We start from the raw sequence: 25,943 nt of genomic DNA, 5'->3' as shown, positions 1-25,943 counted from the left end.
GATCGTCAGCAAGCTGGACTCCTACGCCCTCCGGGCAGAATCGAATGCGAGGCGCATCTCCATGTCGGGGGTCGCGGGCAGGATCGAAAGCGATGTGCATCTCCAATATAGGGGGCGTGCGAAAGAAATCGAAACCGCTTGTGGCGATCGCGCGTGTGGATGCCACACGGTTGTCACGTAATGGCCTGCTGGTCCACGGTCAAGATGCCTTTGTCATCGCTGACACCGCCCCAGGGATCGTTGGTCACGTCCACGTAGCCTAGCCAACCAGTCGTGAATATTGCAGCCCGGCACGACCACCTCAGGCTTATCGAACCGCACGGGATCAGAGGGCGTGCCGCCATAAAGACGCAATTCGAAACACTTTGCCGGGGAAAACGAGTACACCTGGCGGCGAACGTCGTCGCTAGTGGGAAAACGTGATCTGCGTACCGGTCCGCACTGCCAGCACAAGGGGTGCAAAACGCCTGGTTGCTCCGGCCCATGTCCGCCTTCGGTGCAGGATCTGCCTTGCCAGCCGGCCCCTGAAGCGCCAGCACCGCATCGCTCAGAGGCCTGCCGTCGGCGTCAACGAACTCGGCGCTCAGCGTGGCGGCGCTTGCCATCTGGCGAACAGCGCAGATGCCGCTATAGCGAGGAAGAAACCACAGGGTCATAGCAGGTCCAGGCAGCGGGGTCGGTAGGTCGAAAACGTCGGCCTTGCCCAAGCCTGCAGCATCCCGGTGATGCGTGACCGACCGGTGAGCGAAGATCACGCAATAGAGAAGGCATAACGCCACCCGTCATCGGCCACCGAGGAAAACGCCCCCGGCCCCTACCGTTTGATCGCGACCCTTATTCATTACCATCGACCGTAACTATTGAAACCTGAGCCCGACTGCCCCATCTAAGGCTCATCTCCATTTATGCAGGTGCCCCATGAGCGACCAGCAAGCAGACGCTACCCATCCGTCCGATGACGGCGATCACGAACACGAAATCATTGGTTCAGACCACAAACGCCTTGCCTTGCCTGGCCAGAATCTCCCGGATCAGGTCTACATCATCCCGATTCACAATCGCCCGTTCTTTCCGGCGCAAGTGCTGCCGGTCATCGTCAATGAAGAACCCTGGGCCGAAACGCTGGAGCTGGTGAGCAAATCCGATCACCACTCCCTGGCGCTATTCTTCATGGACACGCCGCCCGACGATCCGCGCCATTTCGACACCAAGGCGCTGCCTCAGTACGGCACGCTGGTCAAGGTGCACCACGCCAGTCGTGAGAACGGCAAGCTGCAATTCGTTGCTCAGGGCCTGAGCCGCGTACGCATCAAGACCTGGCTCAAGCACCATCGCCCGCCGTTTCTGGTGGAAGTCGAATACCCGCACCAGCCCAACGAGCCGACCGATGAGGTCAAGGCCTATGGGATGGCGCTGATCAACGCGATCAAGGAGCTGCTGCCACTCAACCCGCTGTACAGCGAAGAGCTGAAGAACTACCTCAATCGCTTCAGCCCCAATGATCCTTCGCCGCTGACCGACTTTGCCGCTGCCCTGACCTCCGCCACTGGCGTCGAGCTGCAGGAAGTGCTCGACTGCGTGCCGGTGCTCAAGCGCATGGAAAAGGTCTTGCCGATGCTGCGCAAGGAAGTCGAAGTCGCGCGCTTGCAAAAAGAGATCTCGGCGGAGGTGAATCGCAAGATCGGAGAGCACCAGCGCGAGTTCTTTCTCAAGGAACAGCTCAAGGTCATTCAGCAGGAGCTGGGGCTGACCAAGGACGACCGCAGCGCCGATATCGAACAGTTCGAACAACGTCTGGAAGGCAAAACCCTGCCGCCCCAGGCGCGCAAGCGCATCGACGAAGAGCTTCATAAACTCTCGGTGCTGGAAACCGGTTCGCCGGAATACGCTGTCACGCGCAACTACCTGGACTGGGCAAGCTCGGTGCCGTGGGGTGTCTTCGGCGAGGACAAGCTGGACCTCAAGCACGCGCGCAAGGTGCTCGACCAGCACCACGCCGGGCTCGACGACATCAAGAGCCGCATCCTGGAGTTTCTCGCGGTGGGCGCCTACAAAGGCGAAATCTCGGGGTCCATCGTGTTGCTGGTCGGGCCGCCAGGGGTGGGTAAAACCAGCGTCGGCAAATCCATCGCCGAGTCCCTTGGCCGTCCTTTCTATCGCTTCAGCGTCGGCGGCATGCGCGACGAAGCGGAGATCAAGGGCCACCGCCGCACCTACATCGGCGCCCAACCGGGCAAGCTGGTGCAAGCGCTCAAGGAAGTGGAAGTGATGAACCCGGTCATCATGCTCGATGAAATCGACAAGATGGGCCAAAGCTATCAGGGCGACCCGGCCTCTGCGCTGCTGGAAACCCTGGACCCGGAACAGAATGTCGAATTCCTCGACCACTATCTGGACTTGCGTCTGGACCTGTCCAAAGTGCTGTTCGTCTGCACCGCCAATACCCTGGATTCGATTCCCGGCCCGTTGCTGGACCGTATGGAAGTGATTCGCCTGTCCGGCTACATCACCGAAGAAAAACTTGCCATCGCCAAGCGTCACCTTTGGCCCAAGCAGCTGGAAAAGGCCGGCGTGTCGAAAAACAGCTTGAGCATCAGTGACAGCGCGTTGCGTGCAGTCATTGAAAGCTATGCCCGCGAAGCCGGTGTGCGGCAGCTTGAGAAACAACTGGGCAAACTGGTACGCAAGGCCGTGGTCAAGCTGCTGGATAACCCCGATACCGTGGTCAAGATCGGTCCGAAGGATCTGGAAGCCTCACTGGGCACGCCGGTTTTCCGCAGCGAGCAAGTGTTGTCCGGCATCGGCGTGATCACGGGGCTGGCCTGGACCAGCATGGGCGGTGCCACCCTGCCGATCGAAGCGACGCGAATCCATACGCTCAACCGAGGCTTCAAGCTCACGGGCCAGTTGGGCGATGTGATGAAAGAGTCCGCGGAAATCGCCTACAGCTACGTCAGCTCGAACCTGGCGAAGTTCGGCGGCGACAAAGGCTTCTTCGATGAGGCGTTCGTTCACCTTCACGTGCCTGAAGGCGCGACCCCCAAGGATGGCCCGAGCGCGGGTGTGACAATGGCCAGCGCGCTGCTCTCCCTGGCGCGTAACCAGGCGCCAAAGAAAGGTGTGGCCATGACCGGCGAGCTGACCCTGACCGGCCATGTTCTGCCAATTGGCGGAGTACGGGAGAAAGTCATCGCAGCGCGTCGGCAGAAAATCTTCGAACTGATCCTGCCCGAGCCTAACCGTGGCAACTTCGAAGAATTGCCCGATTATCTGAAAGAAGGCATCACCGTGCACTTCGCCAAGCGCTTCTCGGATGTGGTGAAGGTCTTGTTCTAACCACGCCGCGCCGGCTTCACGAGGGGATATACCCCCTTGAGAAGCCGGCTTGCTGACGCACGGGATGTGTCAGTCGGTAGCTCGTATTCGACACAACGCCTGCGCCGCTGCGCACCTCGTCCTGAGGCTTAATCCAGCGTGGGCAGCGCTTCGAGTTTCCGGCCGGTTCGTTTCGTCGGCGTCTTTGAACGTAGCCGGAATGATGCGGCACCGATCGATGGTCCGATCAAACACATCAAAGCGATTGTAGTAGCCCGTGTGTCGTGAAACTGCTTGGGCTCGATGCAATCGTTCAGGTCGAACGTCGCGTAGGTCAAACCTTTTTCGATCAGCTCATCCAGCCATCTCACCGCATCGATCTGAATCAACCCTCGATGTAGCCTACGAAATCGTGTTGTTCCAGGTTCTAAGCGTTCGGCATTCCTTTGGCGGCAATGTAATCGTCACAGGCGTCAAGATCGAGATCGAAACCAGCCAACAGCTCAGAATGAAAGCTGTGATCTATGGGTTCGAAATAACCCAGAAAAACATCGGCCTCTCGCCGGCTCACCTGAAGTGGGTGCGTGGACGTTACAAGCTCCAGAGTCACGTTGGGGTGCAACACCTGCAATTTCGGGATCTGGCGGGTGAGATAGAGGGAGGCAAGGCCTTCCATGGTTCCCACGCTTACACGCCCCGACACTTCGTTGGTTCCACTGGAGAGCTCCTCCAGCAACCCGGAAAATCCGTTGCCCATTAACTCAACCTGGGCAAGTAATCGCACTCCCTGCTCGTTCAACTGCAATCCTGAGCTGCCGCGCTCGAACAGGCTGAGGCCCAGGCAATACTCTAGCGGGTTGATTCTTCTGCAGACCGTAGACTGATCAATCTTCAGCTGTTTGCCTGCTTTGGAAAGGTTCTCGCACCGTGCCACATGCATGAAGATACATAGATCAGCCCAGCCTAGATGTTCAGCTCGCATCTGGACCTCCTGGCTTGGCGTAAGGCGAGCGTCATTATCGAGTGGCTGTTTGCCAACCTCAAGGATATGCTCCTCCTCAAGTTGCCCACGACCGGAGCCCCTATGACCCCTGCCCGTCTGCTTGTCCCGCTGAGCCTTGCCCTGCTCGCCGCCTGCGCCCAGCAACCGAAACAGATCGTGTCCCTGGAAGATCAGAAAGACTGCCCGCTCACTCTCAAGACCGGCCAGACCCTGATGCTCATGCTTCCCAGCAACCCCACCACCGGGCATCGCTGGCTAATGCAAAACCCTGCCCCGTCGATCCTCAGCGCGCTCGGCCCGGAAGTGTTCAACACCCCGGAAGACGTCGGCATGGTCGGCACGTCAGGCCAGTCGGTCTGGCGCTACAAGGCTGCCAATGCAGGCAGCGGCCATTTGATGATGGTCTACCAACAGCCGTGGGCACCGGAAGTGCGACCCGAGCGTACATTCGATTGCGCGATCACGGTTAACTGATCGACGCACCACCGCTATAGCGGCGCGAAATATTCCACCGCCGCATCGATAAAGCTCCTGAGCTTGGCGGTTCGCTGGCGGTCAGCCGGATACAACAAGTGCATCTGGCGACCGGGAATCTCGAATTCGGTCAATAACGGCACCAGATCGCCCGCCGCTACAGCGGGTTGCAGGAAGTCGGCCGGACCTTGCAGCACGCCGAATCCATCGATGGCCGCCGACAGCAGCGCCTTGCTCTCGTTGACCCGCAAACGGCCAGTGACCTGAACGCTCAGCAACCTGGCGTTTTCGTAAAACTGCCAGTGAGCGTCAGGCGGACGCGACCAATAGGCGTAGCCCAGGCATTCGTGATCGGCCAGGTCGGCAGGAACCTGCGGAACGCCGCGTGCCTGAAGATACGAAGGCGCGGCGCAGACCACCAGCCGGTATGGCGCCAACGGCCTTGCCACCAGGGTGGAAGTGGCGACAGGACCGAGACGAAACGCGGCTTCATAACCCTCCTCGACCAAATCGACATAGCGATCGGTCAGGTGCAGATCGATCTCCACCTCGGGGTAGCGCCGCAGAAAACCGGTAATGAACGGCATCAGGCCCCAAGAACCGAACGTTACCGGTGCGCTGATGCGCAGCTTGCCCCGTGGCGTCGTATTCATGACTTGAGCCAGCGAGTCGGCTGCCTCAGCTTCGATCAGAATATGTTTGCAGCGCTCGTAGTACGCGCTTCCCACCTCGGTCAGGCTTTGTCGACGTGTCGTGCGGTTGAGCAGGCGTGCGCCGAGCCGTTGTTCCAGCGCTGCAACATGCTTTGCGACCATTTGTGCAGATATCTCCAAACGCCGCGCGGCAGCTGCGTATGAGCCCTCATCGGCGGCCACGACAAACGCGTTCATGCTACTCAGCCGGTCGATCATTCGCTACTCCTGGTAGTTGGACTAATTCCTGAATGGTCATTTATCCATCCGTGGTTGGCAATCATCATAGCGATTCACTTCACTGAAGGAGGAATCGACATGAAGATTGGAATCATCGGGGCAGGGTTCATTGGACGCGCGGTCGCCCAGCTTCTCCTGCAGGCCGGGCACGAAGCGATGCTCAGCAACTCCAGAGGGCCAAAGACGCTGACCAGCGTGGCGGCAGGTATCCGTGGCTCGCAAATCGGCACGCTCGAGCAAGCGGCGCAATTCGGTGACATGGTGCTGGTGGCCATACCGCTGGAACACTACCGCAGCCTGCCGGCCGACCTGCTTAAGGGCAAGATCGTGCTCGACGCCAACAACTACTACCCCGACCGAGACGGCCACATCGCCGCGCTTGACCGCCGCCAAACCACCACCAGCCGCTTGCTTGCCGAGCACCTGGCGCAATCGACAGTGGTCAAAGCGTTCAACTCGATTCCGGCCGCCGACCTGCTCAGCGATGCTCGCCCGCGAGGGGCAGACGATCGCCGCGCACTGCCCGTCGCCAGCGATGACCCTGCGGCCACACAACGGGTAGCGGACTTGCTCGACCAGATCGGCTTCGATGCAGTAGACGCTGGCAGCCTGGATGACAGTTGGCGATTTGAAAGGGCCAAACCCGCTTATTGCGTCCCGCTGGACCGACAGGGCCTGACGCAGGCATTGGCTCAAGCGCAACGGGATGTCGAGGTGGAACACGGATCTTGGCGCCATTAGTGGTTTGGGACCGTCGTCAGCCCGGATCGCAGGTCAGGCAAGGCGAACGATGAGATGAGGTTTCGGCATCGCGGCACAATGGCTAAAATGCCGGACTTTTCGTGACATCCATCCCGCCCTATCCATCGGAATCACCGTGAGCCAAGAACCCGACCGCCTATTCGCCCAGCCCCTGCTACAGGTGCCTGACTTCGCTTTCAACGAGGACGTGGTGCGGGTGTTCCCGGACATGATCAAGCGTTCGGTGCCGGGCTATCCGACCATCGTCGAGAACCTTGGTGTGCTCGCGTCACAATTCGCGCAGCCCCACAGTGTCCTGTATGACCTTGGCAGCTCGCTGGGCGCGGTCACCCAGGCGCTGCGTCGCCACGTGCGCACCGAAGATTGCCGGGTCATCGCCATCGACAATTCCACGGCCATGGTCGAACGCTGCCGAGAGTACCTGAACGGGCAGGATTCGATGTTCCAGGAGTTGCTGCCAGTGGAGGTCATCGAAGGCGATATCCTTGCGCTTGAGTTTCAACCGGCTTCGGTGGTGGCACTGAACTTCACCCTGCAGTTCATCGCCCCTGATCAACGTCTGGCGCTGCTCGGCCGTATTCGTCAGTCGCTGCTGCCGGGGGGCGCGTTGATCCTCTCCGAGAAGCTGCGTTTCGACGACACTCAAGAGCACGCATTGCTGACTGACCTGCACGTGACCTTCAAGCGCGCCAATGGCTATAGCGAACTGGAAATCGCCCAGAAGCGCAGCGCCATCGAAAACGTGATGAAGCCCGACAGCCTTGAGCAGCACCGCGCACGTCTGTTGGCCGCTGGTTTTTCCAAAGTCGTGCCCTGGTTTCAGTGCCTTAATTTCGCCTCCTTGATTGCCCTGCCATGATCGATCTCGCTCCTCTGGTCCGCCGCCTGGCGGGCACGCCTCTTTATGCCTGGGCGCAAACGTTACAGGCCCAACTCGATGCGAAGATAGAAAAAGGCCATGGCGATCTGGAGCGCTGGCAAGGCGCCCTGGATGCCCTGCCTCGGCTGACGCCGAGCCGGGTCGAACTCAAGGAAGCCTTCATTGTTGATGCCGATTGCGACGATGCGACCCGCGAACAGGCCCGCGCAGCGCTGATGGGCCTGTCGCCCTGGCGCAAGGGGCCTTTCGATGTCTTTGGTGTACACATCGACACCGAATGGCGCTCGGACTGGAAATGGTCGCGGGTGTCACCGCATCTGGACCTGGCGGGCAAGCGGGTGCTGGATGTGGGATGCGGTAACGGTTATTACCAATGGCGCATGCTCGGTGCCGGGGCCGACAGCGTAATCGGCGTGGACCCGAACTGGCTGTTCTTCTGCCAGTTCCAGGCGATGCAGCGTTATCTGCCTGATCTGCCTGCGTGGCATCTGCCGTTCGCCCTGGAGGACCTGCCTGCGCGGCTTGAAGGTTTCGACACGGTGTTCTCCATGGGCGTGCTGTATCACCGCAAGTCACCCATCGATCACTTGCTGGCGCTCAAGGACTGTCTGGTCAGAGGCGGGGAATTGGTCCTGGAGACGATGGTGGTCGAGGGCGATGTGCATCAGGTGCTGGTCCCTGAAGATCGTTATTCACAGATGCGCAATGTCTGGTTCCTGCCGTCGGTACCTGCGCTGGAACGGTGGCTGCGCCGCGCCGGGTTTGTCGACGTGCGCTGCGTGGATGTCAGTACCACCACGGTTGAAGAACAACGCGGGACTGAGTGGATGAAGTATCAGTCGCTGAGCGACTTCCTCGATCCGAGTGATCACAGTAAAACCGTGGAAGGCCTGCCTGCGCCAAGGCGTGCGGTCATTGTGGGACGCAAGCCTTAAACACGCGCAACCCGTGCAGCCGTCCGGCTTGCGGCGACGTCTTTATCACGGCCGCCGCCGGCGAGCCGGATGGCTAAAAGGACATAGAGGGCATAAGAAGCCATGCGTTTATGCGATGGCCTCACAGCAATGACGTCGCTCAGGCGTTGGCAGCAGCGGCCAGAATCAACGCCTTCATTTGCGCAACGGCCGACTTGAACCCCACAAACAAGGCATGTGCCACCAGCGCATGGCCGATGTTCAGCTCGTTGATGCCCTTGATCGCCGCGACCGCCTCAACGTTATGGTAATGCAGGCCATGACCGGCGTTGACGATCAGGCCCTGGCCCAGACCGAACGCCACACCATCGGCAATCCGCTTGAGTTCTTGCGCCACGTCGGTCGGGGTTTGGGCATCGGCATAACGGCCTGTGTGCAGCTCGATGGTAGGAGCACCCACGCGTGCCGACGCCTCGATCTGACGCTCGTCGGCATCGATAAACAGCGACACCTCACTGCCGATAGCCGATAGCCGCTCGACCGCTGCCTTGATCCGCGCTTGCTGGCCGGCTACGTCGAGGCCGCCTTCGGTGGTCAGCTCCTGTCGGGTTTCAGGGACCAGGCAGATGTGCGCCGGACGAATGCGCTCGGCAAAGGTCATCATCTCTTCAGTGACGCCCATTTCGAAGTTCATGCGCGTTTGCAGCACATCCTTGAGCAACAGGACGTCACGCTCCTGAATGTGCCGGCGATCTTCACGCAGGTGCACGGTAATCCCGTCGGCACCGGCTTCTTCAGCATCCAGAGCGGCCTTTACCGGGTCGGGATAACGGGTGCCACGGGCCTGGCGCAACGTCGCCACATGGTCAATGTTCACACCGAGCAGAATGCGGGGGCTGTGGGTCACGTTGTTCTCCTGAAAAATTTGATCTGAACAGACGGTGTACGTCTGCGCTGACTGACAACCAGGCCTTCATCAAGGCTTGCGAAACAATTCCCGACTCACCAACGGACGGCCGCCCAAATGCACGGCCAGCGCCTGACGCATCAGACGCTTGGCTGCCGACAAGGCGCCCGGCGCGCTCCAGTCCGCCTCAGACATCGCCAACAGCTCGGCACCCTGAAACAGACCGGGCTGCAACAAATACACACGCTCAAGCCCGGCATCTACTTGCAGGCGATACATGCCATCTGCGGCCAGGGGGTCGCCGTTAACGTCTGCTTCGAGGGCAAAACCGTAACCCAGGTCATCCAGCAGACGCCACTCGAAAGAACGCAACAGCGGTTCCAGCGCGCGCCCTTCAGCCAGCGCCATCAAGGTCGCGGCGTAATGCTCGAACACGCCGGGATGCGGATCTTCGGCGGGCAACAGGCGAATCAACAACTCATTGAGGTACAGGCCGCTGAACAGCGCCTCGCCTTCGAGCCAGGCCGCCAGACCTGCGCTCTCCATCCGCCCAACGTTCTTCAACTCGCTCTTGCCGCGAAATTCGACTTCCAGTGGCACAAACGGCCGCGCCAGCGAGCCCGCTTTGCCCCGGGCACTGCGCAGCACCGCTCGCAAGCGGCCCTGGGGCGTAATGAAGTCGACCAGCGCGCTGTTCTCGCGGTATGCCCGGGAGTGCAGGACATAGGCAAGTTGGCCAAGTGGAGGGGTTGGGGACATGGGTTTCTCGATAACCGACGTGACGTGAACACGGCCCCAGACTATGCCCTGTAACAGCACGGTCGCCGTACTGCTACAGGGGGTCGGCACGGCATCATGGGAGTGATGCGCGGCCCCTGCGTCTTACAAGTCGCCGTAACCCAACGAGCGCAGGGCACGCTCATCGTCGGACCAGCCGCCTTTGACCTTGACCCACAGATTGAGCATTACTTTGGAATCGAACAGCACTTCCATGTCACGACGGGCATCGGAACCGATACGCTTGATGCGCTCGCCCTTGTCGCCAATGATGATTTTCTTCTGGCCATCACGCTCGACCAGGATCAGCGCGTGAATGTGCAGGGTCTTGCCCTGCTGCTTGAATTCTTCGATTTCTACCGTGATCTGGTACGGCAGCTCGGCGCCCAACTGACGCATGATCTTCTCACGCACCAGTTCAGCGGCCAGGAAGCGACTGCTACGGTCGGTGATCTGGTCTTCCGGGAAGAAGTGGTCATTTTCTGGCAGGTGCTCGGCGATCACTTTTTCCAGCGCCTCGAGGTTATGGCCCTGCTGCGCGGAAATCGGAATGATCTGCGCGTTCGGCAGCTGCTCCTGCAACCAGGACAAATGCGGCATCAGCTCAGCCTTGTCTTCGATACGGTCGGTCTTGTTGAGCGCGACGATCAAGGGGCCGGTCACATACTGAACGCGCTCCAGCACCATCTGGTCCTCGTCGGTCCACTTGGTGCGGTCCACGACAAAGATCACCACATCGACGTCCTTCAATGCCGCTGAAGCAGTCTTGTTCATGTAGCGGTTCAGTGCTTTGTCACTGTTCTTGTGCATGCCGGGGGTATCAACATAAATCGCCTGCACGTCGCCCTCGGTCTTGATACCCAGCATGTTGTGCCGCGTGGTCTGGGGTTTGCGCGAGGTAATCGCCAGCTTTTGCCCAAGGATGTGGTTCAACAGCGTTGACTTGCCCACGTTTGGCCGGCCAACGATGGCGACATAGCCACAGCGTGTTGCAGTTGAATCAGTCATTGCCATTCTCCACACCCAGGGCGATGAGGGCTGCGGCCGCGGCTACCTGTTCGGCAATGCGACGGCTAACACCTTGTCCCCGGCTTTTCTCGTTCAATAAGGTGATCTCGCATTCGACGAAAAACGTTCGGCAATGCGGTTCGCCCTGGATGTCCACCACTTCGTAACGCGGCAACTCACAGGCGCGAGACTGGAGGAATTCCTGCAGTCGGGTCTTCGGGTCCTTGTTGGTGTCGACCAGCGTCAGGCTATCGAACTCGGTGGTCAGCCAAGCCAGGACACGATCACGCGCAGCCTCCATGCCGGCATCCAGGTAAATCGCCCCGATCAACGCTTCCAGAGCATCGGCCAGAATCGACTCGCGACGGAAACCGCCGCTCTTCAACTCGCCAGAGCCCAGGCGCAGGTATTCACCCAGATCGAAACCACGGGCCAGCAGGGCCAGGGTCTCGCCTTTCACCAGCCGTGCGCGCAAGCGCGACAACTGACCTTCGCGCGCCTGAGGAAAGCGTTCGAACAGCGCCTCACCGGCGACGAAATTAAGAATGGCATCACCGAGGAATTCCAGACGCTCGTTGTTGCGCCCGGCGAAACTGCGGTGGGTCAACGCCAGGACCATCAGTTCCTGGTCCTTGAAGGTATAGCCGAGCTGACGCTCCAGGCGACTCAATGACACGCTCACGGTTTACCTACGCTGAATTCGCGGTCGAACTTGACCACCAGATCGAGGTTCTGAATCAGGGATTCACGCTGTTCATATTTCAAATGGGCGAGGAACCTGTTGTTCTCCGTCGTCACACTTAACGCCTTGTTCAAATCCACATCCCGGATGTTATTGACCTGCATGCCTTTAGCTACATAGTCATGGAACTCGCTACTGTTGCTGATATCGGCGGTCCGGTCGGTACCGGCGGCCTCGATGATCTTCTTCAGCGACATGTAGTCGAGGTAATGCGGCACCACTTTGGCTGCGGTACTCGCCACAAATGCAACGACAGCCAGTGCTACCAGCCATCCAATGAGCGACAAGCCCTTTTGCGAACCGGCAGATGTCATGTGTGCCCTCAAGAATAGTCGTTCCCTGCTGCGTGCAAGGTCAGGCTTGCAGCTTAGTGCGCCGAAATGACATACGGCGCTGTGTCAGACAGCGCCGCATCGGCGTTACTTGATCAATCCAACTCGCGAGAAGTTGGGCAGATGGCTCAGCTTCGGCTCCGGCCAGCTCATCCAAACGGCGAAGGCCTTACCGACGATGTTTCTGTCGGGGACCATGCCCAGCTCGTCCTTGGGAATATTGGGGTCGTCCCAGTAACGGCTGTCGTTGGAATTGTCGCGGTTGTCACCCATCATGAAGTAATGAGCGGCCGGGACTGTCCACTCGTGATCGGGCGGCGCGCGATAGCGGCTCATTTCCTGGCGAATCTGGTGCTCGACTTCTCCCAGCTTCTCGTCGTACAGCTGGGCGCTGCCCAATGTACCTGGCTCAGAACCGATCAGTTGCTTGGCAACCAATTGTCCGTTGACGAACAGCTGCTTATCGTTGGTGTAGCGAATCACGTCGCCTGGCAGACCAATGACGCGCTTGATGTAGTTGACGCTGGGATCGCTTGGGTAGCGGAACACCATCACATCGCCGCGTTGCGGATCGCTCACCGGGATGACCTTGTAATCCAGCACCGGCAGGCGAATGCCGTAGGAGAACTTGTTGACCAGGATGAAATCGCCCACATCCAGCGTCGGTTTCATGGAACCCGATGGAATCTGGAACGGCTCGACCAGAAACGAGCGCAGCACCAGCACAATGAACAGTACCGGAAAGAACGATTTGCCGTACTCAACCAGCAACGGCTCCTTGTTCAGTTGCTCTACGACAGCGACATCCGGCTGGCTCACGCTGCCCTGATAGTTCGCTATCGCGGTCCGCCGACGGGGCGCCAGTATGATCAGATCGAACAGGGCCAGCAGACCGCAAACAAATACGGCAATGACCAACAACAGCGGGAAATTTAGTGACATAGGGCCTGACTATTCCAACCTGAGCACTGCAAGGAAGGCTTCCTGTGGAATTTCCACGTTGCCGACCTGCTTCATGCGTTTCTTACCGGCCTTCTGCTTTTCAAGCAGCTTGCGTTTACGGCTGACGTCGCCACCGTAACACTTGGCCAGTACGTTCTTTCTAAGGGCCTTGACGGTTGTACGCGCGATAATCTGACCGCCGATGGCAGCCTGGATTGCCACGTCGAACATCTGACGAGGAATCAGTTCTTTCATCTTTTCAGTCAACGCGCGGCCTTTATAAGCCGCGTTGTCTCGGTGCACGATCAGCGCCAGGGCATCGACCTTGTCCCCGTTGATCAGCACGTCCAGCTTCACCAGATTCGCCGACTGGTAACGGTCGAAGTGATAGTCCAGCGACGCATAACCGCGACTCGTGGACTTCAGACGATCGAAGAAGTCCAGGACCACTTCGTTCATCGGCAAATCGTAGGTCACCTGGACCTGAGTACCGAGGAACAGCATGTCGTGCTGGATACCGCGTTTCTCGATGCACAGTGTAATGACGTTGCCCAGGTGCTCCTGAGGCACAAGGATGTTTGCCCGAACGATCGGTTCGCGCATGTCCTCGATGGTCGAGAGGTCTGGCAGCTTCGACGGGTTGTCGACGTAAATGGTTTCACCGGTCTTGAGCAGCAGCTCGAAGATTACGGTTGGCGCAGTGGTGATCAGGTCAAGATCATACTCGCGCTCGAGGCGCTCCTGAATGATCTCCATGTGCAGCATGCCGAGAAAGCCACAACGGAAGCCGAAGCCCAATGCATCGGAGCTCTCCGGGGTGTACTGCAGCGATGAGTCATTAAGGGTGAGTTTCTGCAACGCCTCGCGGAAATCCTCGAAGTCGTCCGAGCTTACCGGGAACAGACCGGCGTAGACCTGCGGCTGAATGCGCTTGAAGCCGGGCAGCACTTCCACGTCCGGCGTCGAGCTCAGGGTCAGGGTGTCACCGACCGGCGCACCGTGAATATCCTTGATGCCGGCGATGATAAAGCCCACTTCGCCCGCTTTCAGATCCGCTGTCGCGCTGTGCTTGGGGTTGAAGACGCCCACGCTGTCCACCAGGTGGATCTTGCCTGTGGACTTGACGAGAATCTTGTCACCCTTCTTCACTCGACCATGACGTACGCGCACCAGGGAAACAACGCCCAGGTAGTTGTCGAACCAGGAATCGATGATGAGCGCTTGCAGCGGGTCTTCGATATTGCCGGTCGGCGCAGGAATGGTCTGAACGAGACGCTCCAGCACCTCATCAACGCCCATGCCGCTCTTGGCGCTGCAGGCCACGGCGTCGGTGGCGTCAATACCGATAATCTTCTCGATCTCCTCCTTGACGCGATCCGGGTCGGCTTGCGGCAAGTCCATCTTGTTCAGGACCGGCATGACTTCCAGCCCCTGCTCAATAGCGGTGTAGCAGTTGGCGACGGACTGCGCCTCCACGCCCTGACCGGCATCGACCACCAGCAATGCACCTTCACAGGCGGCCAGCGAACGGCTGACCTCATAGGTGAAGTCAACATGCCCTGGGGTATCGATGAAGTTGAGCTGGTAGGTGATACCGTCCTTCGCCTTGTAATAAAGGGTGACGCTGTGGGCCTTGATCGTGATCCCGCGCTCGCGCTCCAGGTCCATGGAGTCAAGCACCTGAGCTTCCATTTCACGTTCGGTCAACCCGCCGCACATTTGAATGAAACGGTCGGCCAGCGTCGACTTGCCATGGTCAATGTGGGCGATGATGGAGAAATTGCGGATATGACTCAAATCACTCACGGATCAACACTCGAAAAAGGTTGCAGGCAGAGTGCCCGCCAAAAAATAGCCGGGAATTGTACCTGAAGGAAGGCTGACGCGTCACGTTCGCACGCGCGCACGAATCGCCAGCCGTCCTGCGGATATAAAAAAGGAGCGGCCTGGCCGCTCCTTTTTCCCGTCTGGCTGATTATTCCGCCAGCTTGAAGGTAATGAACGTCGCGCGTCCCTGACGCAGAACCCGCATCGACACCGAGCGATCCTTCGGCAAGGCCTTGGCCACGTCCGTGAACATCTTGGCCGACGTGATCGGCTGGTTGTTCAGGTGAGTGATGACATCGCCGCTTTGCAAGCCGATCAATGATGCAGGACCTTCCTGCACATCCTTGATAATCACGCCACCCTTGAGATCCAGCGACTTCATCTGCTCGGCGGTCAGGTCAGCGACCGAAACACCCAGTCGATTAATGTTGCGCTCGACACCGGTATCGGCCGCGCCCATTTCCTCGCCTTCAGCGGGCAACGCGCCAACCGTCACGGTCAACTTCTGACGCTTGCCATCGCGGATCACTTCCAGCTCTGCCTTGCTGCCATCCTTGAGGTTGCCGATCAAGTGCGGCAGATCAGCGGACATGATGATAGGCGTGCCGTTAGCGCTCAGAATCACATCACCCACCTGCAAACCGCCCTTGGCCGCCGGACCATCGTCCAGTACCTGCGCCACCAGGGCACCGGCCGGCTTGTCCAGACCGAACGACTCGGCCAGGTCCTTGTTCACTTCCTGGATCACCACGCCCAGCCAACCACGATTGACCTTGCCATTCGCCTTGAGCTGATTGGCAACATCCATCGCTACATCGATCGGGATAGCGAACGAGAGCCCCATAAAACCGCCGGAGCGGGTGAAGATCTGCGAGTTGATACCCACGACTTCGCCGGCCATGTTGAACAACGGCCCACCTGAGTTGCCCGGATTAATGGCAACGTCGGTCTGAATGAAGGGTACATAGGTATCGTTGGGCAAGCTGCGCCCCTTGGCACTGACAATGCCTTTGGTCACCGAGTGATCGAAGCCAAAAGGCGACCCGATGGCCAGCACCCACTCACCGACTTTAAGTTTGTCGGAGTTGCCGAGTTTGACGGTAGGCAGGTCCTTGCCGTCGATTTTCAGCACGGCCACGTCAGTGCGAGGATCGGTGCCGATCAACTTGGCCTTCATTTCACTGCGATCGGAAAGTCGCACGAGAATCTCGTCCGCGCCGTCGATCACGTGATTATTGGTCAGGATAAAACCGTCAGCAGAAATGATGAAACCCGAACCCAGCGATTGAGCTTCACGCTGACGATCCCCCTTGCCCGCACCCGATCCCGGAGCACGAGAACCCGGCGGCATGCTGCGCTCCAGGAATTCGCGCAGCATCGGAGGCAGACCTTCAAGGTCGGGCATCTGCCCTTGAGCTACCGAGCGATTCGGCAGCTTCTGGCGCGTACTGATGTTGACCACAGCGGGCGACGCCTGCTCCACCAGTGACGTAAAGTCTGGCAAGGCTTCGGCCTGCGTGGTCAGGACTTGACCGAGCATCAGCACGGCGGCCATCCAGGACAGATAAGTTTTCAAGCGTGGTATCGACATACGGCTCCCGTTCACAACGAGCATGGTTAAGCGGTACGAACCCATGGGTTCGAAGAGCATCTACACCTCGCAGTCGCTCAGTGCAGCGCTCTGGGCCTGTTTTACGCTTTCTCAGCTTTTTTGAAGCTGAAACAACAAAAGGCCAGAGCTACGAAGCTGTGACCTATAGAAAAAAAAGAGGGTATTTGCAACCTGCAAAGCTGACCAAACATTTCAGCGTCTCGATCAAAGCCTGTATTTACTAGGCCGGCGGGTTGAAATATCCACCATGAAACCTTTTTCACAGTGGACATTCACCAGTGCATCAGATCATTTACTGCCTGTCGTCGCAGATGCCTTGTCAGCGGCCGCGGGTACCGTCGCGTCGTCGCGCATAGACAGTGCAATACGCTCGGCAGTCCCGATCGGGATTTCCCCAACGACAGTTACCATGGCGTCGCCCTTCGGAGTCGTCAGACGACGGGAAACGGCCACCGTTGGACCTAACTGAGTACGAATATCGGTCACTGCTGCGCCGCTCACAGGCTCAATGAACACCGAGAAGCGGGCCAGGCCATCGTCATACATGAGGCTGGTCACCAGACTCTTGGAATCCGGGTCCTTGCGAGCGGCCGCACTGCTAAGTTCAAAACCTGCAGGCAACCAGTCCGAACGCCAGGCCACGTGTTGCTTGGCAGGTTCCGTCTTGCCTTTGACCACCTGCACCGGTTTGCAGTCGGCGCTGGGCTGCAGCATCTGATCAGTCAGCGGATTGGCAGTGTTGAGGTCCGTAAACTGGAAACGCTCAAGCAATTGCCCCTTGTCGCTCAACAGCAGCGATTTCAGAGGTAGGCCGGTTTGTTTATCCAGATGCAGCTCAATCCCGTAACGGTGCTGATCGCGTGGCGTGAGGGTGACCACTGTCGCCGGACGACCTGCGACGCGGGAATTGCCCGCAACCTTCATGTCATACCAGGCAGAGAGTCTGGCAGCGTCGAAGGCATGTGTAGGAGAATCGGGGATGTTCGACACGCCCGCCTCAAGAGTGCCACTGACGCATTGGGTTGCCCCATCGACACGCAGCACTTCCTGAGCGGAGCCATCAAGTTGAAGCAAGTACTCACGAACCTTGCCATCAATAACGCGATGCGAGATTCGATGAGTAGAAAAACTTCCATTGCGCTCGTATACGAACGTGCCTTGGAAACTTTGCTGCTGCTCTGCCTGCGCAAGACGTTTCAACTGGTCTTGCGCATCATCGGCATGAGCTGGGAGAGCCAGCCATCCACCAAGCAGAAGCGGCACTAGAGGGATGGCGCGCATGGTCCTCCTTAACGGTTTTCCAGGCTGGCAGCGCGGGCATAAGGCAGTGCACTTTCAGTCCCTTTCAACGCGGCTTGCTGAGCGTGTTGACGCAGATAACCTGGCAGACGCTGATCGTGCCACCCAGCCTGGTTCTGTAGCACGCCGCTAGCCATTGGGCCCGGTGCTTGCTCGCCTTCGGTGTAGCCTGCCAGCACCGCAGGACCTTTAACCTGAGGCATTGCCACGTTGGCGGGTTGGGCGGTTTGCTGAGCCAGCTCGGCACCGGCGATCTCGTCCTGGTTATACAGACGAACACCAGCCAGGACTGCAACAGTCACCGAGGCAGCTACGGCTAGACGCCCCAGCGTGCGCCAAGGACCACGACCGGCCTTTAGCGGACTGACTTCATCGGCGATCGCAGCAGCCACAGCGGCCGAGATATCCAGATGGGGCATCAGCAATTCTTTATGCATTGCAGCACGCGCGATTTGATAGCGCGACCATGTGGCACGTGTATCCGCATCGTCGATGGCGCTGAGCACACGACGTAATTCCAATTCGTCCGCTTCGTTATCCATCACCGCGGACAGCGATTCCTGCAGGGCTTCACGACTCATGGCGGTTCCTCTCATATGGCTATCGCCGCTGTCTCAGGTTTCCTGCAACAAGGGTTGCAAGGCTTTATCGATGGCTTCCCGAGCGCGAAAAATGCGAGAGCGCACGGTACCAACCGGACATTGCATAACGCTCGCAATGTCTTCGTAACTCAGACCGTCAAACTCACGCAAAGTTAGAGCTGTACGCAAATCTTCCGGCAGTAGCTGGATGGTCCGATGGACGGTGCCTTCGATCTCATCCCTTAACAATGCACGTTCCGGCGACTCGATGTCCTTGAGGCCATGATCGCCGTCGTAGAACTCCGCGTCTTCAGACCTGACATCGCTGTCCGGCGGCCGCCGACCTCGCGACACCAGATAGTTTTTCGCCGTGTTGATGGCGATGCGGTACAGCCACGTATAAAACGCACTGTCGCCGCGGAAGTTCCCCAGCGCACGGTAAGCCTTGATAAAAGCCTCTTGCGCAACATCTTGGGCTTCGTGGGTGTCGTGGACAAATCTCACGATCAACCCAAGAATCTTGTGCTGATATTTCACCACTAGCAGATCAAAGGCTCGCTTGTCGCCGCGCTGTACGCGTTCGACCAGTTGCTGATCCTCTTCCTGGGTTAGCATGAACACTCCTCATAGAGCTCAAGGGAGTGCCGCAGAGGCTGCTTCACAGGCTTGCAAACATAGACTCGGGCTTTTCGCAAAAGTTCTCCCCCCTTCAAGCAAGTTTCCGGCGAACATCGGTAAGCCCGCACGAAAAACGCAGCTCGAACCAGGTCGGCTGCGTGAATAATCTTGTCGTCGAAAGCGCTTGCATGGATGGTAAACCCGCGCATAACGCCGACGCTGTCCCTTTATCGGCAACCCTCTATTGAACGTGTGGGTTTATGAAAAGTTCCCACATTTCGCTGGAGAGCGTAAGACACACACCGCACGGTTTGTAGGATCCAACTCAACATCTCTTCGACACTGAATTGGCCAGCCAAACGGTATGCACGATGTCGCGAGGTAGCGCACAATCCGCTCCCGCTGTGATTCACAATTGCCATAAATCCCGGCCATTGTGCCGTTACCACTCCTTACATACTAGTGGCCATATGGAAGCCGAGATAACAAGAATGAGCCGACACATCCAGCACGACGTTTTAGTAATCGGCAGCGGCGCGGCCGGATTGAGCCTGGCGCTGACGTTACCCGGTCATTTGCGCATCGCGGTTCTGAGCAAGGGCGACCTGTCCAACGGTTCGACCTTCTGGGCACAAGGCGGAGTTGCAGCGGTGCTGGACGACGCTGATACCGTTCAATCCCACGTCGAAGACACGCTCAACGCCGGTGGTGGCCTGTGCAATGAAGCAGCGGTGCGTTTCACCGTCGAGCACAGCCGGGAAGCGATTAAATGGCTGATTGACCTGGGCGTGCCGTTCACTCGCGATGACCGCTCGACCACCGAAGACGGCGGTTTTGAGTTTCACCTGACCCGCGAAGGCGGTCACAGTCACCGCCGCATCATCCATGCAGCCGATGCGACCGGCGCCGCGATTTTCCGCACGCTGCTCACCCAGGCCACGGCTCGGGCCAATATAGAACTGTTCGAACAACGGGTAGCAGTCGACCTGATCACCGAACGCCGGCTGGGCCTTGACGGCGAGCGCTGCCTCGGCGCCTACGTGCTGGATCGCACCACGGGTACAGTCGACACCCACAGCGCGCGCTTCACCATCCTGGCTTCAGGCGGCGCGGCCAAGGTGTACCTCTACACCAGCAACCCTGACGGTGCGTGCGGCGACGGCATCGCCATGGCGTGGCGCTCGGGCTGTCGGGTCGCAAATCTGGAATTCAACCAGTTTCACCCCACCTGCCTCTATCACCCGCAGGCCAAGAGCTTTCTGGTCACCGAAGCACTGCGTGGTGAAGGCGCTTACTTGAAGCTGCCTAATGGCGAACGTTTCATGCAGCACTTCGATGAGCGTGCCGAACTCGCTCCACGGGACATCGTAGCGCGGGCGATCGATCATGAAATGAAACGCCTGGGCATCGATTGCGTTTATCTGGACATCAGCCATAAGCCGGAAGATTTCGTCAAACACCACTTTCCAACGGTGTATGAACGCTGCCTTGAGTTCGGCATCGACATCACCCGCCAGCCGATCCCGGTAGTGCCTGCCGCGCATTACACCTGTGGCGGCATCGTCGTCGATCATCACGGACGCAGCGACGTGCCGGGGCTGTACGCCATTGGCGAGACCAGCTTCACCGGCCTGCATGGCGCGAACCGCATGGCCAGCAATTCGCTGCTCGAATGCTTCGTTTATGCACGCTCGGCGGCCGCCGATATCGTCGCGCAGCTGCCGCAGATCACTCAACCCACAGACCTGCCGTTCTGGGACGCCAGCCAGGTGACCGACTCGGACGAAGACGTGATCATCGCGCATAACTGGGACGAACTGCGGCGCTTCATGTGGGATTATGTCGGGATCGTGCGCACCAACAAACGGCTGCAACGCGCGCAGCATCGCGTACGGCTGTTGCTGGACGAGATCGACGAGTTCTACAGCAACTACAAGGTCAGCCGCGATCTGATCGAGCTGCGCAACCTGGCCCAGGTGGCCGAGCTGATGATCGCCTCGGCCATGGCGCGCAAGGAAAGCCGGGGGCTGCATTACACCCTGGATTATCCGGATATGCTGCCTGAGGCCGTTGACACTATTCTGGTGCCGCCCACCTACGTCGACTGAATTTCAGACGCAACCGCAAACGCCGGTGCAAATCGGGGGTCATGGCATCGCTCGGGATGCAAATGCTCCTGGCCCAATACCGATTAAACCAAGTGCCGCCAGCCGGCCGGAATCTGAGCACCACGACGCGCGGTAAGGCGATGCTGTCGGGGCTCAGTCGTACCGGCTGCCAGCCTTCGTGTGGGTTCCACAATGCCCAGCCCTGGCCGTCTCGTCGCAGGCCGGTGTAAGCCCGATCGTCGCTCAACAGGATCGAGCGCGGCAGATTGCGCAAGCCATGAAGCAGGCACGCAAAGGCGCCGGCCGACTTGGCCCATAGGGGTATTTCAAGGAGAACAAGCGATATCAGAGCCAGCGCCTGCGCGCCGACGTATGCCGCCAGCAGGCCTCGGGAGGGCTGCCAGCGGCATTCGAAACGATCATTTCGGCTGGACACGGTCCAGAATCATGCGAACCATGCGTTGGAGCTCGGGATCTTCCGATTCTCCGCGCTGCATGAACCAGACGAACATGTCCTGGTCTTCGCAGGTCAGCAGGCGAACGTAGAGCGCGCGGTCAACGTCGTTGAGCGAGGGGTAGACCTCTTTGACAAACGGCACCAGCAAGACATCCAGCTCGAGCATGCCGCGACGGCTGTGCCAAAAGAGGCGGTTGAGTTCAATTTCTTCGACCATGGAGCGCTCCTCGAATTTGGCGGCGAGTATACAGGGGCAGCGTCATCGGGCGAACCCGCACTTAGTCGCAGGCTTTTGCACACGCTCATTATCGAGACTTGGATATACCCATAAACCAGGCTGGGCACTATGATGGTGCCCCAGACTTTTACCCCTGCGATGACTCATGGCCGATTCAGCTTTCTTTTGCCCCCTCTCCCACGAAGGTGTGCTCGCCGTTCGCGGCGCAGACGCCAGCAAATTCCTGCAAGGCCAACTGACCTGCCATATGGATTATCTGAGCGAGGCCAAAGCCACGCTCGGTGCCCGTTGCACACAGAAAGGCCGCATGCAGTCCAGCTTCCGCATTCTCCTGGAAGGTGACGGCGCGGTGCTGGCGATGGCCCACGAGCTGATCGAGCCGCAGCTGCTGGACCTGAAAAAGTACGCCGTCTTCTCCAAGTCCAAACTGACCGACGAAAGCGCTACCTGGGCCCGCTTTGGACTGAACGATGCCGACAGCGCCCTGGCGAACCTGGGTCTGGACCTTGCTCAGGATACCGATGCAGTCGTGCGCGCCAACGATCTGATCGCCATCCGCATCTCTCCCGCTCGCGCCGAGCTGTGGGTTCGTGCCGATCAGGCCGCAGATGTGCAAAGCCGTCTGGCCGCGCAGTTGCCTCAGGGCTCACTGAACGACTGGCTGCTGGGGCAGATTCGCGCCGGGATCGGTCAGGTATTCGCCCAGACACGCGAAGAATTCATTCCACAGATGATCAATTTGCAGGCCGTAGGTGGCGTCAGCTTCAAAAAAGGCTGCTACACCGGTCAGGAAATCGTTGCGCGGATGCAGTATCTGGGCAAACTCAAGCGCCGCCAGTATCGCCTGTCGCTGGAAGGCAGCGAAGTGCCGGAGCCAGGCGCGGCCCTGTTCTCTGCGGTCCACGCCAGCGCAGTGGGCAACGTCGTGGTGGCAGCGCGTGGCGACTCCGGTATCGAGTTACTGGCAGTGCTGCAAGCCGATGCGGTCGAGAACGGCAACATCCATTTGGGCACAGCCGATGGCCCGGCCTTGAAAGTGCTCGAACTGCCCTACACTTTGGATGCCAAACTCGAGACACAGCGTTGAGTCGCAGCTGTCTGCGTCCTGCCCCCGTATCGCCGGGGTGTCGCAATGCACTATCCAGAGATTCGATATGAGCAGCATGGCTGATGAGGTGCAGAGGGACCTGATCAAGGCGATCGACAAGGACGCCCTGTTTCTGCCTACGCTCCCCGAAGTAGCGATGAAAATTCGTCTGGCTGCCGAAGACTCTGAAATCAGTATCCTTGCGCTGAGCAAGGTCATTGGCAGTGATACCGCACTGTCCGCACGCTTGATCAAGGTGGTCAACAGCCCGCTGTTGCGACCTAATTTCGAGGTCAGCGACGTCCTGACCGCGGTGCGTCGCCTCGGCGTGAATTACACCTGCAACCTCGCGATAGGGCTGGTGGTGGAGCAGATGTTCCACGCCAAATCCTATGTGATCGAAAACAAGATGCGCGATATCTGGAAGCTCAGCCTGCAAGTGGCCGGCGTGAGCAACCTACTGAGCTACCGACGCAGCCACCTCAAGGCTGACAAGGCAACGCTGGCGGGGTTGATTCATCTCATTGGGGTGCTGCCGATCCTGACCTACGCCGAGGACAACTTCGAATTGCTGGCTGACGCCGTGAGCCTTAATCATGTGATCGAGCGCATTCACCCGATCATTGGCGAACGCTTGCTGCGTTCATGGGATTTCCCGGACGCCCTGGCAATCGTGCCACGTCAGTTTCAGGATTTCAGCCGGGTTTCCCAGCAAGCCGATTACGTGGATCTGGTCCAGGTCGCGACCGTGCACGTGCATGAAGTCACGGGCCGGCCTTACCCAAACCTCGACGTACTGGGCATGCCCGCCGCGGCACAATTGGGATTGAACATGGCCAGCGGCGAGCTGATCGGGCAGATGAATGATGCGATGACGCTGTTGTACTGAGCGCCTCATACCCAATGACGTGCTGTGTGATCGATAGGAGTGTGTCTACCGCACCTCGCCCTCCGGCGCTGCAAACGTTACCCTCACCTTCAAGCCCCGCTGCGCACCATCGTGCAAAGTGATCTGCGCCAGATGCGCACGGCAGATTTCGCCGACGATGGCCAACCCCAGCCCCGCCCCCGCACCTTGCTGATGGCGCCGGTAAAACCGCTCGAATACGCGGTCGCGCTCATGCAGCGGGATGCCTGGGCCATCATCCTCGACCTCCAGTACACAGGGTGAGTGCACCCGCAGTACAACATTGCCGCCCGGCGGTGTATGCGCCAAGGCATTATCCACAAGGTTGCTGAGCAGTTCATTGAGCAGTGTCGGCTCGCCGCGCATCCACACCGGCGCGTCCGCTTCCAGCGCCAACGCAACGCCCCGCGCATGCGCCAACGGCGCCATGGCCATGCCCAGCTCCCGGGCCAGCTGACTCAGATCCAGCGACTGCGCACCGCCCTCGGCAATCGCCCGGGCGCCGTTTTCGATGCGCGCCAGCGAAAGCAGCTGGTTGGCCAGATGGGTTAGCTTGTCGGTGCCCGATGCCGCGCTTTCCAGGGTGCTGCGCCATCCGGCCGGGTCCTGGCTGCGCAGCCCCAGCTCGACCCGAGCCTTCAACGCCGCAAGAGGGGTGCGCAGTTCGTGGGCCGCATCGGCGATGAACTGGGCCTGTCGCTCGAACTGCATGCGCAACCGTCCCGTAAAATGGTTCAGCGAACTCACCAGAGGACGCAACTCGTGCTGCACCTCTACCAGGGGTAACGAACGCAGGTCATCGGGCTGACGCTCTTCCACCGCCGTGCGCAGACGATCCAGCGGGCGCAGCGCGGCGCTGACGGTGAACCACACCAGCAATAATGCACCACTGCCAAGCATCCCCAACCGCAGCAGGGTATCGGCCATCAGGCTGCGGGCCATGTTCACCCGTTGCTCTTCGGTTTCGGCCACGCGAATTTCGGCAACGCCGTTCATGTTCGGCTCACTGACGGCTTTGAGCAGACTCACCACGCGCACATCCTGGCCCTGATAACGGGCGCTGTAGAATTTGGCCAGTGCCGGGTAGTCATCGGTGCGCGGGGTTCCCAGCGGCGGCGCGGGCAGGTTTTCGTAGCCGGAGATCAGCTTCTGATGGATATCGTTGACCTGGTAGTAAATCCGTCCGGCGCTGTCGTAAGCAAAGGTATCCAGGGCGACGTAGGGCACATCGGCGCTAAGCGTGCCGTCACGCTCGGACAGCCCCGCGGCGATGGTCCGGGCCGAGGCCAGCAGGGTGCGATCGTAAGCGATATCTGCGGCTTCCCGACCGTTCCAGTAAGCACTCATGCCGCTGGCGATCATCAACACCACCAGCAGCAAGCCCAGGTTCCACAGCAGCCGCCAGCGCAGGCTGTTTTCCGCTGACGGGAACGGGTTAAGCATCCCGGCTTTCCAGCAGGTAACCCAGCCCCCGGAATGTCACGATGGCGATGGGGTGCCCATCGAGCTTTTTGCGCAGGCGATGCACGTAGATTTCGATGGCGTCGGCGCTGGCCTCCTCGTCCAGACCGAAAACCTGCGCGGCCAGTTGTTCCTTGCTCATCACCCGGCCCGGGCGGGCGATGAGGGCTTCGAGCACCGACTGCTCGCGAGACGTCAGGGTCAGTGCCTCGTCCCCCAGGGTGAAGCGTCGCGTGTCCAGATCGTAGATCAACACCCCGCATCGTTGCTGACGTTCGCCGCCCAGCACACTGCGACGCAACAGCGCCTTGACCCGCGCCTCCAGCTCGGACAATTCGAAAGGCTTTGCCAGGTAGTCGTCGGCCCCCAGGTTCAGGCCGTGCACGCGATCCTTGACGTCGCTGCGCGCAGTGAGCATCAACACTGGCGTGTTCTTGCCCCGAGCGCGCAGCCTGGCCAACACATCGAAACCGTCCATCCGCGGCAGACCGACATCGAGAATCGCCACGGCATATTCTTCGCTGCCCAGCGCCAGGTCAGCGGCCACACCATCATGCAGAACATCCACGGTCAACCCGCTGCCCTTGAGCGCAAGCGCGACACTTTCAGCCAGCTGCAGGTGATCTTCGACAAGCAGGACACGCATCGGCTTCTCCCGACTGGAGCATTTGGTGGAGGCGGAGTTTACAGGCGCAACGTTGGCTGTGAAGGCTCAAACCGTCGAAAATCCGGCATCGGCGTTCGAAAGTCTTCACCTGAA

Annotated in this window: 26 protein-coding genes and 1 pseudogene; 8 read left to right on the top strand and 19 right to left on the bottom strand. The window is 59.3% G+C overall.

Annotated features, from left to right (window positions below; genetic code table 11):
- Positions 1-129: 129 nt before the first annotated feature.
- Positions 130-656 (bottom strand): annotated as a pseudogene (locus tag B3I26_RS08085) (methylamine utilization protein); the annotation flags it as partial.
- 262 nt (positions 657-918) lie between these two features.
- Between B3I26_RS08085 and lon the strand changes: the two are divergent.
- Positions 919-3,336: an endopeptidase La gene (gene lon, locus B3I26_RS08080; protein WP_296256815.1), complete on the top strand. Its 2,418-nt coding sequence runs from the start codon at positions 919-921 to the stop codon at positions 3,334-3,336.
- Between the two features lie 128 nt (positions 3,337-3,464).
- On the opposite strand, the gene B3I26_RS08075 is transcribed toward lon, so the two are convergent.
- Positions 3,465-3,704 (bottom strand): hypothetical protein, encoded by a 240-nt coding sequence (locus B3I26_RS08075; RefSeq protein ID WP_296256813.1) that lies wholly within the window; start codon positions 3,702-3,704, stop codon positions 3,465-3,467.
- A gap of 38 nt (positions 3,705-3,742) precedes the next feature.
- Complete coding sequence (locus B3I26_RS08070; protein ID WP_296256811.1) at positions 3,743-4,297, bottom strand: LysR family transcriptional regulator; 555 nt, start codon at positions 4,295-4,297, stop codon at positions 3,743-3,745.
- A 102-nt stretch (positions 4,298-4,399) separates the two neighbouring features.
- Here B3I26_RS08070 and B3I26_RS08065 point away from each other — a divergent pair, with 102 nt between their 5' ends.
- The gene (locus B3I26_RS08065; RefSeq protein ID WP_296256810.1) at positions 4,400-4,792 is read left to right on the top strand and encodes a protease inhibitor I42 family protein; all 393 of its coding nucleotides are present in this window, start codon (positions 4,400-4,402) and stop codon (positions 4,790-4,792) included.
- 14 nt (positions 4,793-4,806) lie between these two features.
- Here B3I26_RS08065 and B3I26_RS08060 read toward each other — a convergent pair whose 3' ends face one another.
- Complete coding sequence (locus B3I26_RS08060) at positions 4,807-5,703, bottom strand: LysR family transcriptional regulator (protein WP_296256808.1); 897 nt, start codon at positions 5,701-5,703, stop codon at positions 4,807-4,809.
- 99 nt (positions 5,704-5,802) lie between these two features.
- Here B3I26_RS08060 and B3I26_RS08055 point away from each other — a divergent pair, with 99 nt between their 5' ends.
- The 3 genes from B3I26_RS08055 to cmoB all read left to right on the top strand — a co-directional run bounded on the left by B3I26_RS08055 (position 5,803) and on the right by cmoB (position 8,301).
- Entirely contained in the window at positions 5,803-6,465 is a 663-nt protein-coding gene (locus tag B3I26_RS08055) for an NADPH-dependent F420 reductase (protein WP_296256806.1), read from the top strand.
- 136 nt (positions 6,466-6,601) lie between these two features.
- Complete coding sequence (gene cmoA, locus B3I26_RS08050) at positions 6,602-7,345, top strand: carboxy-S-adenosyl-L-methionine synthase CmoA (RefSeq protein ID WP_296256805.1); 744 nt, start codon at positions 6,602-6,604, stop codon at positions 7,343-7,345.
- Positions 7,342-8,301: a tRNA 5-methoxyuridine(34)/uridine 5-oxyacetic acid(34) synthase CmoB gene (cmoB, locus tag B3I26_RS08045; protein WP_296256803.1), complete on the top strand. Its 960-nt coding sequence runs from the start codon at positions 7,342-7,344 to the stop codon at positions 8,299-8,301. The genes cmoA and cmoB overlap by 4 nt, the downstream gene beginning before the upstream one ends.
- A gap of 139 nt (positions 8,302-8,440) precedes the next feature.
- On the opposite strand, the gene pdxJ is transcribed toward cmoB, so the two are convergent.
- From pdxJ to rpoE, 11 genes are all read right to left on the bottom strand, one after another.
- Positions 8,441-9,187: a pyridoxine 5'-phosphate synthase gene (pdxJ, locus tag B3I26_RS08040; RefSeq protein WP_296256801.1), complete on the bottom strand. Its 747-nt coding sequence runs from the start codon at positions 9,185-9,187 to the stop codon at positions 8,441-8,443.
- A gap of 69 nt (positions 9,188-9,256) precedes the next feature.
- Positions 9,257-9,946, bottom strand: a complete 690-nt coding sequence (gene recO / locus B3I26_RS08035; protein WP_296256799.1) for a DNA repair protein RecO — start codon at positions 9,944-9,946, stop codon at positions 9,257-9,259.
- Positions 9,947-10,069: 123 nt separating this feature from the next.
- Complete coding sequence (gene era, locus B3I26_RS08030; RefSeq protein WP_296256797.1) at positions 10,070-10,972, bottom strand: GTPase Era; 903 nt, start codon at positions 10,970-10,972, stop codon at positions 10,070-10,072.
- Positions 10,965-11,654: a ribonuclease III gene (gene rnc / locus B3I26_RS08025; RefSeq protein WP_296256795.1), complete on the bottom strand. Its 690-nt coding sequence runs from the start codon at positions 11,652-11,654 to the stop codon at positions 10,965-10,967. Before rnc ends, era begins: the two co-directional genes overlap by 8 nt.
- The gene (locus B3I26_RS08020) at positions 11,651-12,028 is read right to left on the bottom strand and encodes a DUF4845 domain-containing protein (protein ID WP_296256793.1); all 378 of its coding nucleotides are present in this window, start codon (positions 12,026-12,028) and stop codon (positions 11,651-11,653) included. The genes rnc and B3I26_RS08020 overlap by 4 nt, the downstream gene beginning before the upstream one ends.
- Positions 12,029-12,133: 105 nt before the next feature.
- Positions 12,134-12,988 (bottom strand): signal peptidase I, encoded by an 855-nt coding sequence (gene lepB, locus B3I26_RS08015; protein WP_296256791.1) that lies wholly within the window; start codon positions 12,986-12,988, stop codon positions 12,134-12,136.
- 9 nt (positions 12,989-12,997) lie between these two features.
- Entirely contained in the window at positions 12,998-14,794 is a 1,797-nt protein-coding gene (gene lepA, locus B3I26_RS08010; protein ID WP_296256790.1) for a translation elongation factor 4, read from the bottom strand.
- A 169-nt stretch (positions 14,795-14,963) separates the two neighbouring features.
- The gene (locus B3I26_RS08005) at positions 14,964-16,400 is read right to left on the bottom strand and encodes a DegQ family serine endoprotease (RefSeq protein WP_296256829.1); all 1,437 of its coding nucleotides are present in this window, start codon (positions 16,398-16,400) and stop codon (positions 14,964-14,966) included.
- A 315-nt stretch (positions 16,401-16,715) separates the two neighbouring features.
- Positions 16,716-17,708 carry a MucB/RseB C-terminal domain-containing protein gene (locus B3I26_RS08000; RefSeq protein ID WP_296256789.1) on the bottom strand — a complete coding sequence of 331 codons (993 nt, stop codon included), beginning with the start codon at positions 17,706-17,708 and terminating at the stop codon, positions 16,716-16,718.
- Positions 17,709-17,716: 8 nt separating this feature from the next.
- The gene (locus B3I26_RS07995) at positions 17,717-18,307 is read right to left on the bottom strand and encodes a sigma-E factor negative regulatory protein (RefSeq protein WP_296256788.1); all 591 of its coding nucleotides are present in this window, start codon (positions 18,305-18,307) and stop codon (positions 17,717-17,719) included.
- Between the two features lie 33 nt (positions 18,308-18,340).
- Positions 18,341-18,922, bottom strand: coding sequence for an RNA polymerase sigma factor RpoE (gene rpoE, locus B3I26_RS07990; RefSeq protein WP_037014368.1), 582 nt, complete (start codon positions 18,920-18,922; stop codon positions 18,341-18,343).
- Between the two features lie 494 nt (positions 18,923-19,416).
- Between rpoE and nadB the strand changes: the two genes are divergently transcribed.
- Entirely contained in the window at positions 19,417-21,033 is a 1,617-nt protein-coding gene (nadB, locus tag B3I26_RS07985; protein ID WP_296256787.1) for an L-aspartate oxidase, read from the top strand.
- Here the strand turns inward: nadB and B3I26_RS07980 are convergent.
- Both B3I26_RS07980 and B3I26_RS07975 read right to left on the bottom strand, forming a co-directional pair.
- Positions 21,002-21,469: a protein YgfX gene (locus B3I26_RS07980; protein WP_296256785.1), complete on the bottom strand. Its 468-nt coding sequence runs from the start codon at positions 21,467-21,469 to the stop codon at positions 21,002-21,004. The genes nadB and B3I26_RS07980 overlap by 32 nt on opposite strands.
- The gene (locus tag B3I26_RS07975) at positions 21,453-21,707 is read right to left on the bottom strand and encodes a succinate dehydrogenase assembly factor 2 (RefSeq protein ID WP_296256783.1); all 255 of its coding nucleotides are present in this window, start codon (positions 21,705-21,707) and stop codon (positions 21,453-21,455) included. The genes B3I26_RS07980 and B3I26_RS07975 overlap by 17 nt, the downstream gene beginning before the upstream one ends.
- A 166-nt stretch (positions 21,708-21,873) precedes the next feature.
- Between B3I26_RS07975 and B3I26_RS07970 the strand changes: the two genes are divergently transcribed.
- A complete protein-coding gene (locus B3I26_RS07970; protein ID WP_296256780.1) occupies positions 21,874-22,815 on the top strand; it encodes a YgfZ/GcvT domain-containing protein in 942 nt (313 codons plus the stop codon).
- Between the two features lie 67 nt (positions 22,816-22,882).
- Positions 22,883-23,704 (top strand): HDOD domain-containing protein, encoded by an 822-nt coding sequence (locus B3I26_RS07965; RefSeq protein WP_296256777.1) that lies wholly within the window; start codon positions 22,883-22,885, stop codon positions 23,702-23,704.
- 45 nt (positions 23,705-23,749) lie between these two features.
- Here the strand turns inward: B3I26_RS07965 and B3I26_RS07960 are convergent, their stop codons facing one another.
- Both B3I26_RS07960 and B3I26_RS07955 read right to left on the bottom strand, forming a co-directional pair.
- Positions 23,750-25,165 carry a sensor histidine kinase gene (locus tag B3I26_RS07960; protein WP_296256775.1) on the bottom strand — a complete coding sequence of 472 codons (1,416 nt, stop codon included), beginning with the start codon at positions 25,163-25,165 and terminating at the stop codon, positions 23,750-23,752.
- Positions 25,158-25,829 (bottom strand): response regulator, encoded by a 672-nt coding sequence (locus B3I26_RS07955; protein WP_296256769.1) that lies wholly within the window; start codon positions 25,827-25,829, stop codon positions 25,158-25,160. The genes B3I26_RS07960 and B3I26_RS07955 overlap by 8 nt, the downstream gene beginning before the upstream one ends.
- Between the last annotated feature and the right edge of the window lie 114 nt (positions 25,830-25,943).

Origin of the sequence: Pseudomonas sp. UBA5706 (genome assembly GCF_002419965.1) — a bacterium.
GTDB lineage: Bacteria > Pseudomonadota > Gammaproteobacteria > Pseudomonadales > Pseudomonadaceae > Aquipseudomonas.
Note: the sequence above shows the minus strand (reverse complement) of the source record. Positions and strands in the feature narration are given on the sequence as shown.

What these genes read in the sequence shown, in the direction of transcription:
- lon (WP_296256815.1), top strand. Translation starts at nt 919, where the DNA reads ATGAGCGACCAGCAAGCAGACGCTACCCATCCGTCCGATGACGGCGAT.
- B3I26_RS08070 (WP_296256811.1), bottom strand. Translation starts at nt 4,297, where the DNA reads ATGCGAGCTGAACATCTAGGCTGGGCTGATCTATGTATCTTCATGCAT.
- B3I26_RS08065 (WP_296256810.1), top strand. Translation starts at nt 4,400, where the DNA reads ATGACCCCTGCCCGTCTGCTTGTCCCGCTGAGCCTTGCCCTGCTCGCC.
- B3I26_RS08060 (WP_296256808.1), bottom strand. Translation starts at nt 5,703, where the DNA reads ATGATCGACCGGCTGAGTAGCATGAACGCGTTTGTCGTGGCCGCCGAT.
- B3I26_RS08055 (WP_296256806.1), top strand. Translation starts at nt 5,803, where the DNA reads ATGAAGATTGGAATCATCGGGGCAGGGTTCATTGGACGCGCGGTCGCC.
- cmoB (WP_296256803.1), top strand. Translation starts at nt 7,342, where the DNA reads ATGATCGATCTCGCTCCTCTGGTCCGCCGCCTGGCGGGCACGCCTCTT.
- recO (WP_296256799.1), bottom strand. Translation starts at nt 9,946, where the DNA reads ATGTCCCCAACCCCTCCACTTGGCCAACTTGCCTATGTCCTGCACTCC.
- era (WP_296256797.1), bottom strand. Translation starts at nt 10,972, where the DNA reads ATGACTGATTCAACTGCAACACGCTGTGGCTATGTCGCCATCGTTGGC.
- B3I26_RS08020 (WP_296256793.1), bottom strand. Translation starts at nt 12,028, where the DNA reads ATGACATCTGCCGGTTCGCAAAAGGGCTTGTCGCTCATTGGATGGCTG.
- lepB (WP_296256791.1), bottom strand. Translation starts at nt 12,988, where the DNA reads ATGTCACTAAATTTCCCGCTGTTGTTGGTCATTGCCGTATTTGTTTGC.
- B3I26_RS08000 (WP_296256789.1), bottom strand. Translation starts at nt 17,708, where the DNA reads ATGCGCGCCATCCCTCTAGTGCCGCTTCTGCTTGGTGGATGGCTGGCT.
- B3I26_RS07995 (WP_296256788.1), bottom strand. Translation starts at nt 18,307, where the DNA reads ATGAGTCGTGAAGCCCTGCAGGAATCGCTGTCCGCGGTGATGGATAAC.
- rpoE (WP_037014368.1), bottom strand. Translation starts at nt 18,922, where the DNA reads ATGCTAACCCAGGAAGAGGATCAGCAACTGGTCGAACGCGTACAGCGC.
- nadB (WP_296256787.1), top strand. Translation starts at nt 19,417, where the DNA reads ATGAGCCGACACATCCAGCACGACGTTTTAGTAATCGGCAGCGGCGCG.
- B3I26_RS07975 (WP_296256783.1), bottom strand. Translation starts at nt 21,707, where the DNA reads ATGGTCGAAGAAATTGAACTCAACCGCCTCTTTTGGCACAGCCGTCGC.
- B3I26_RS07970 (WP_296256780.1), top strand. Translation starts at nt 21,874, where the DNA reads ATGGCCGATTCAGCTTTCTTTTGCCCCCTCTCCCACGAAGGTGTGCTC.
- B3I26_RS07965 (WP_296256777.1), top strand. Translation starts at nt 22,883, where the DNA reads ATGAGCAGCATGGCTGATGAGGTGCAGAGGGACCTGATCAAGGCGATC.
- B3I26_RS07960 (WP_296256775.1), bottom strand. Translation starts at nt 25,165, where the DNA reads ATGCTTAACCCGTTCCCGTCAGCGGAAAACAGCCTGCGCTGGCGGCTG.
- B3I26_RS07955 (WP_296256769.1), bottom strand. Translation starts at nt 25,829, where the DNA reads ATGCGTGTCCTGCTTGTCGAAGATCACCTGCAGCTGGCTGAAAGTGTC.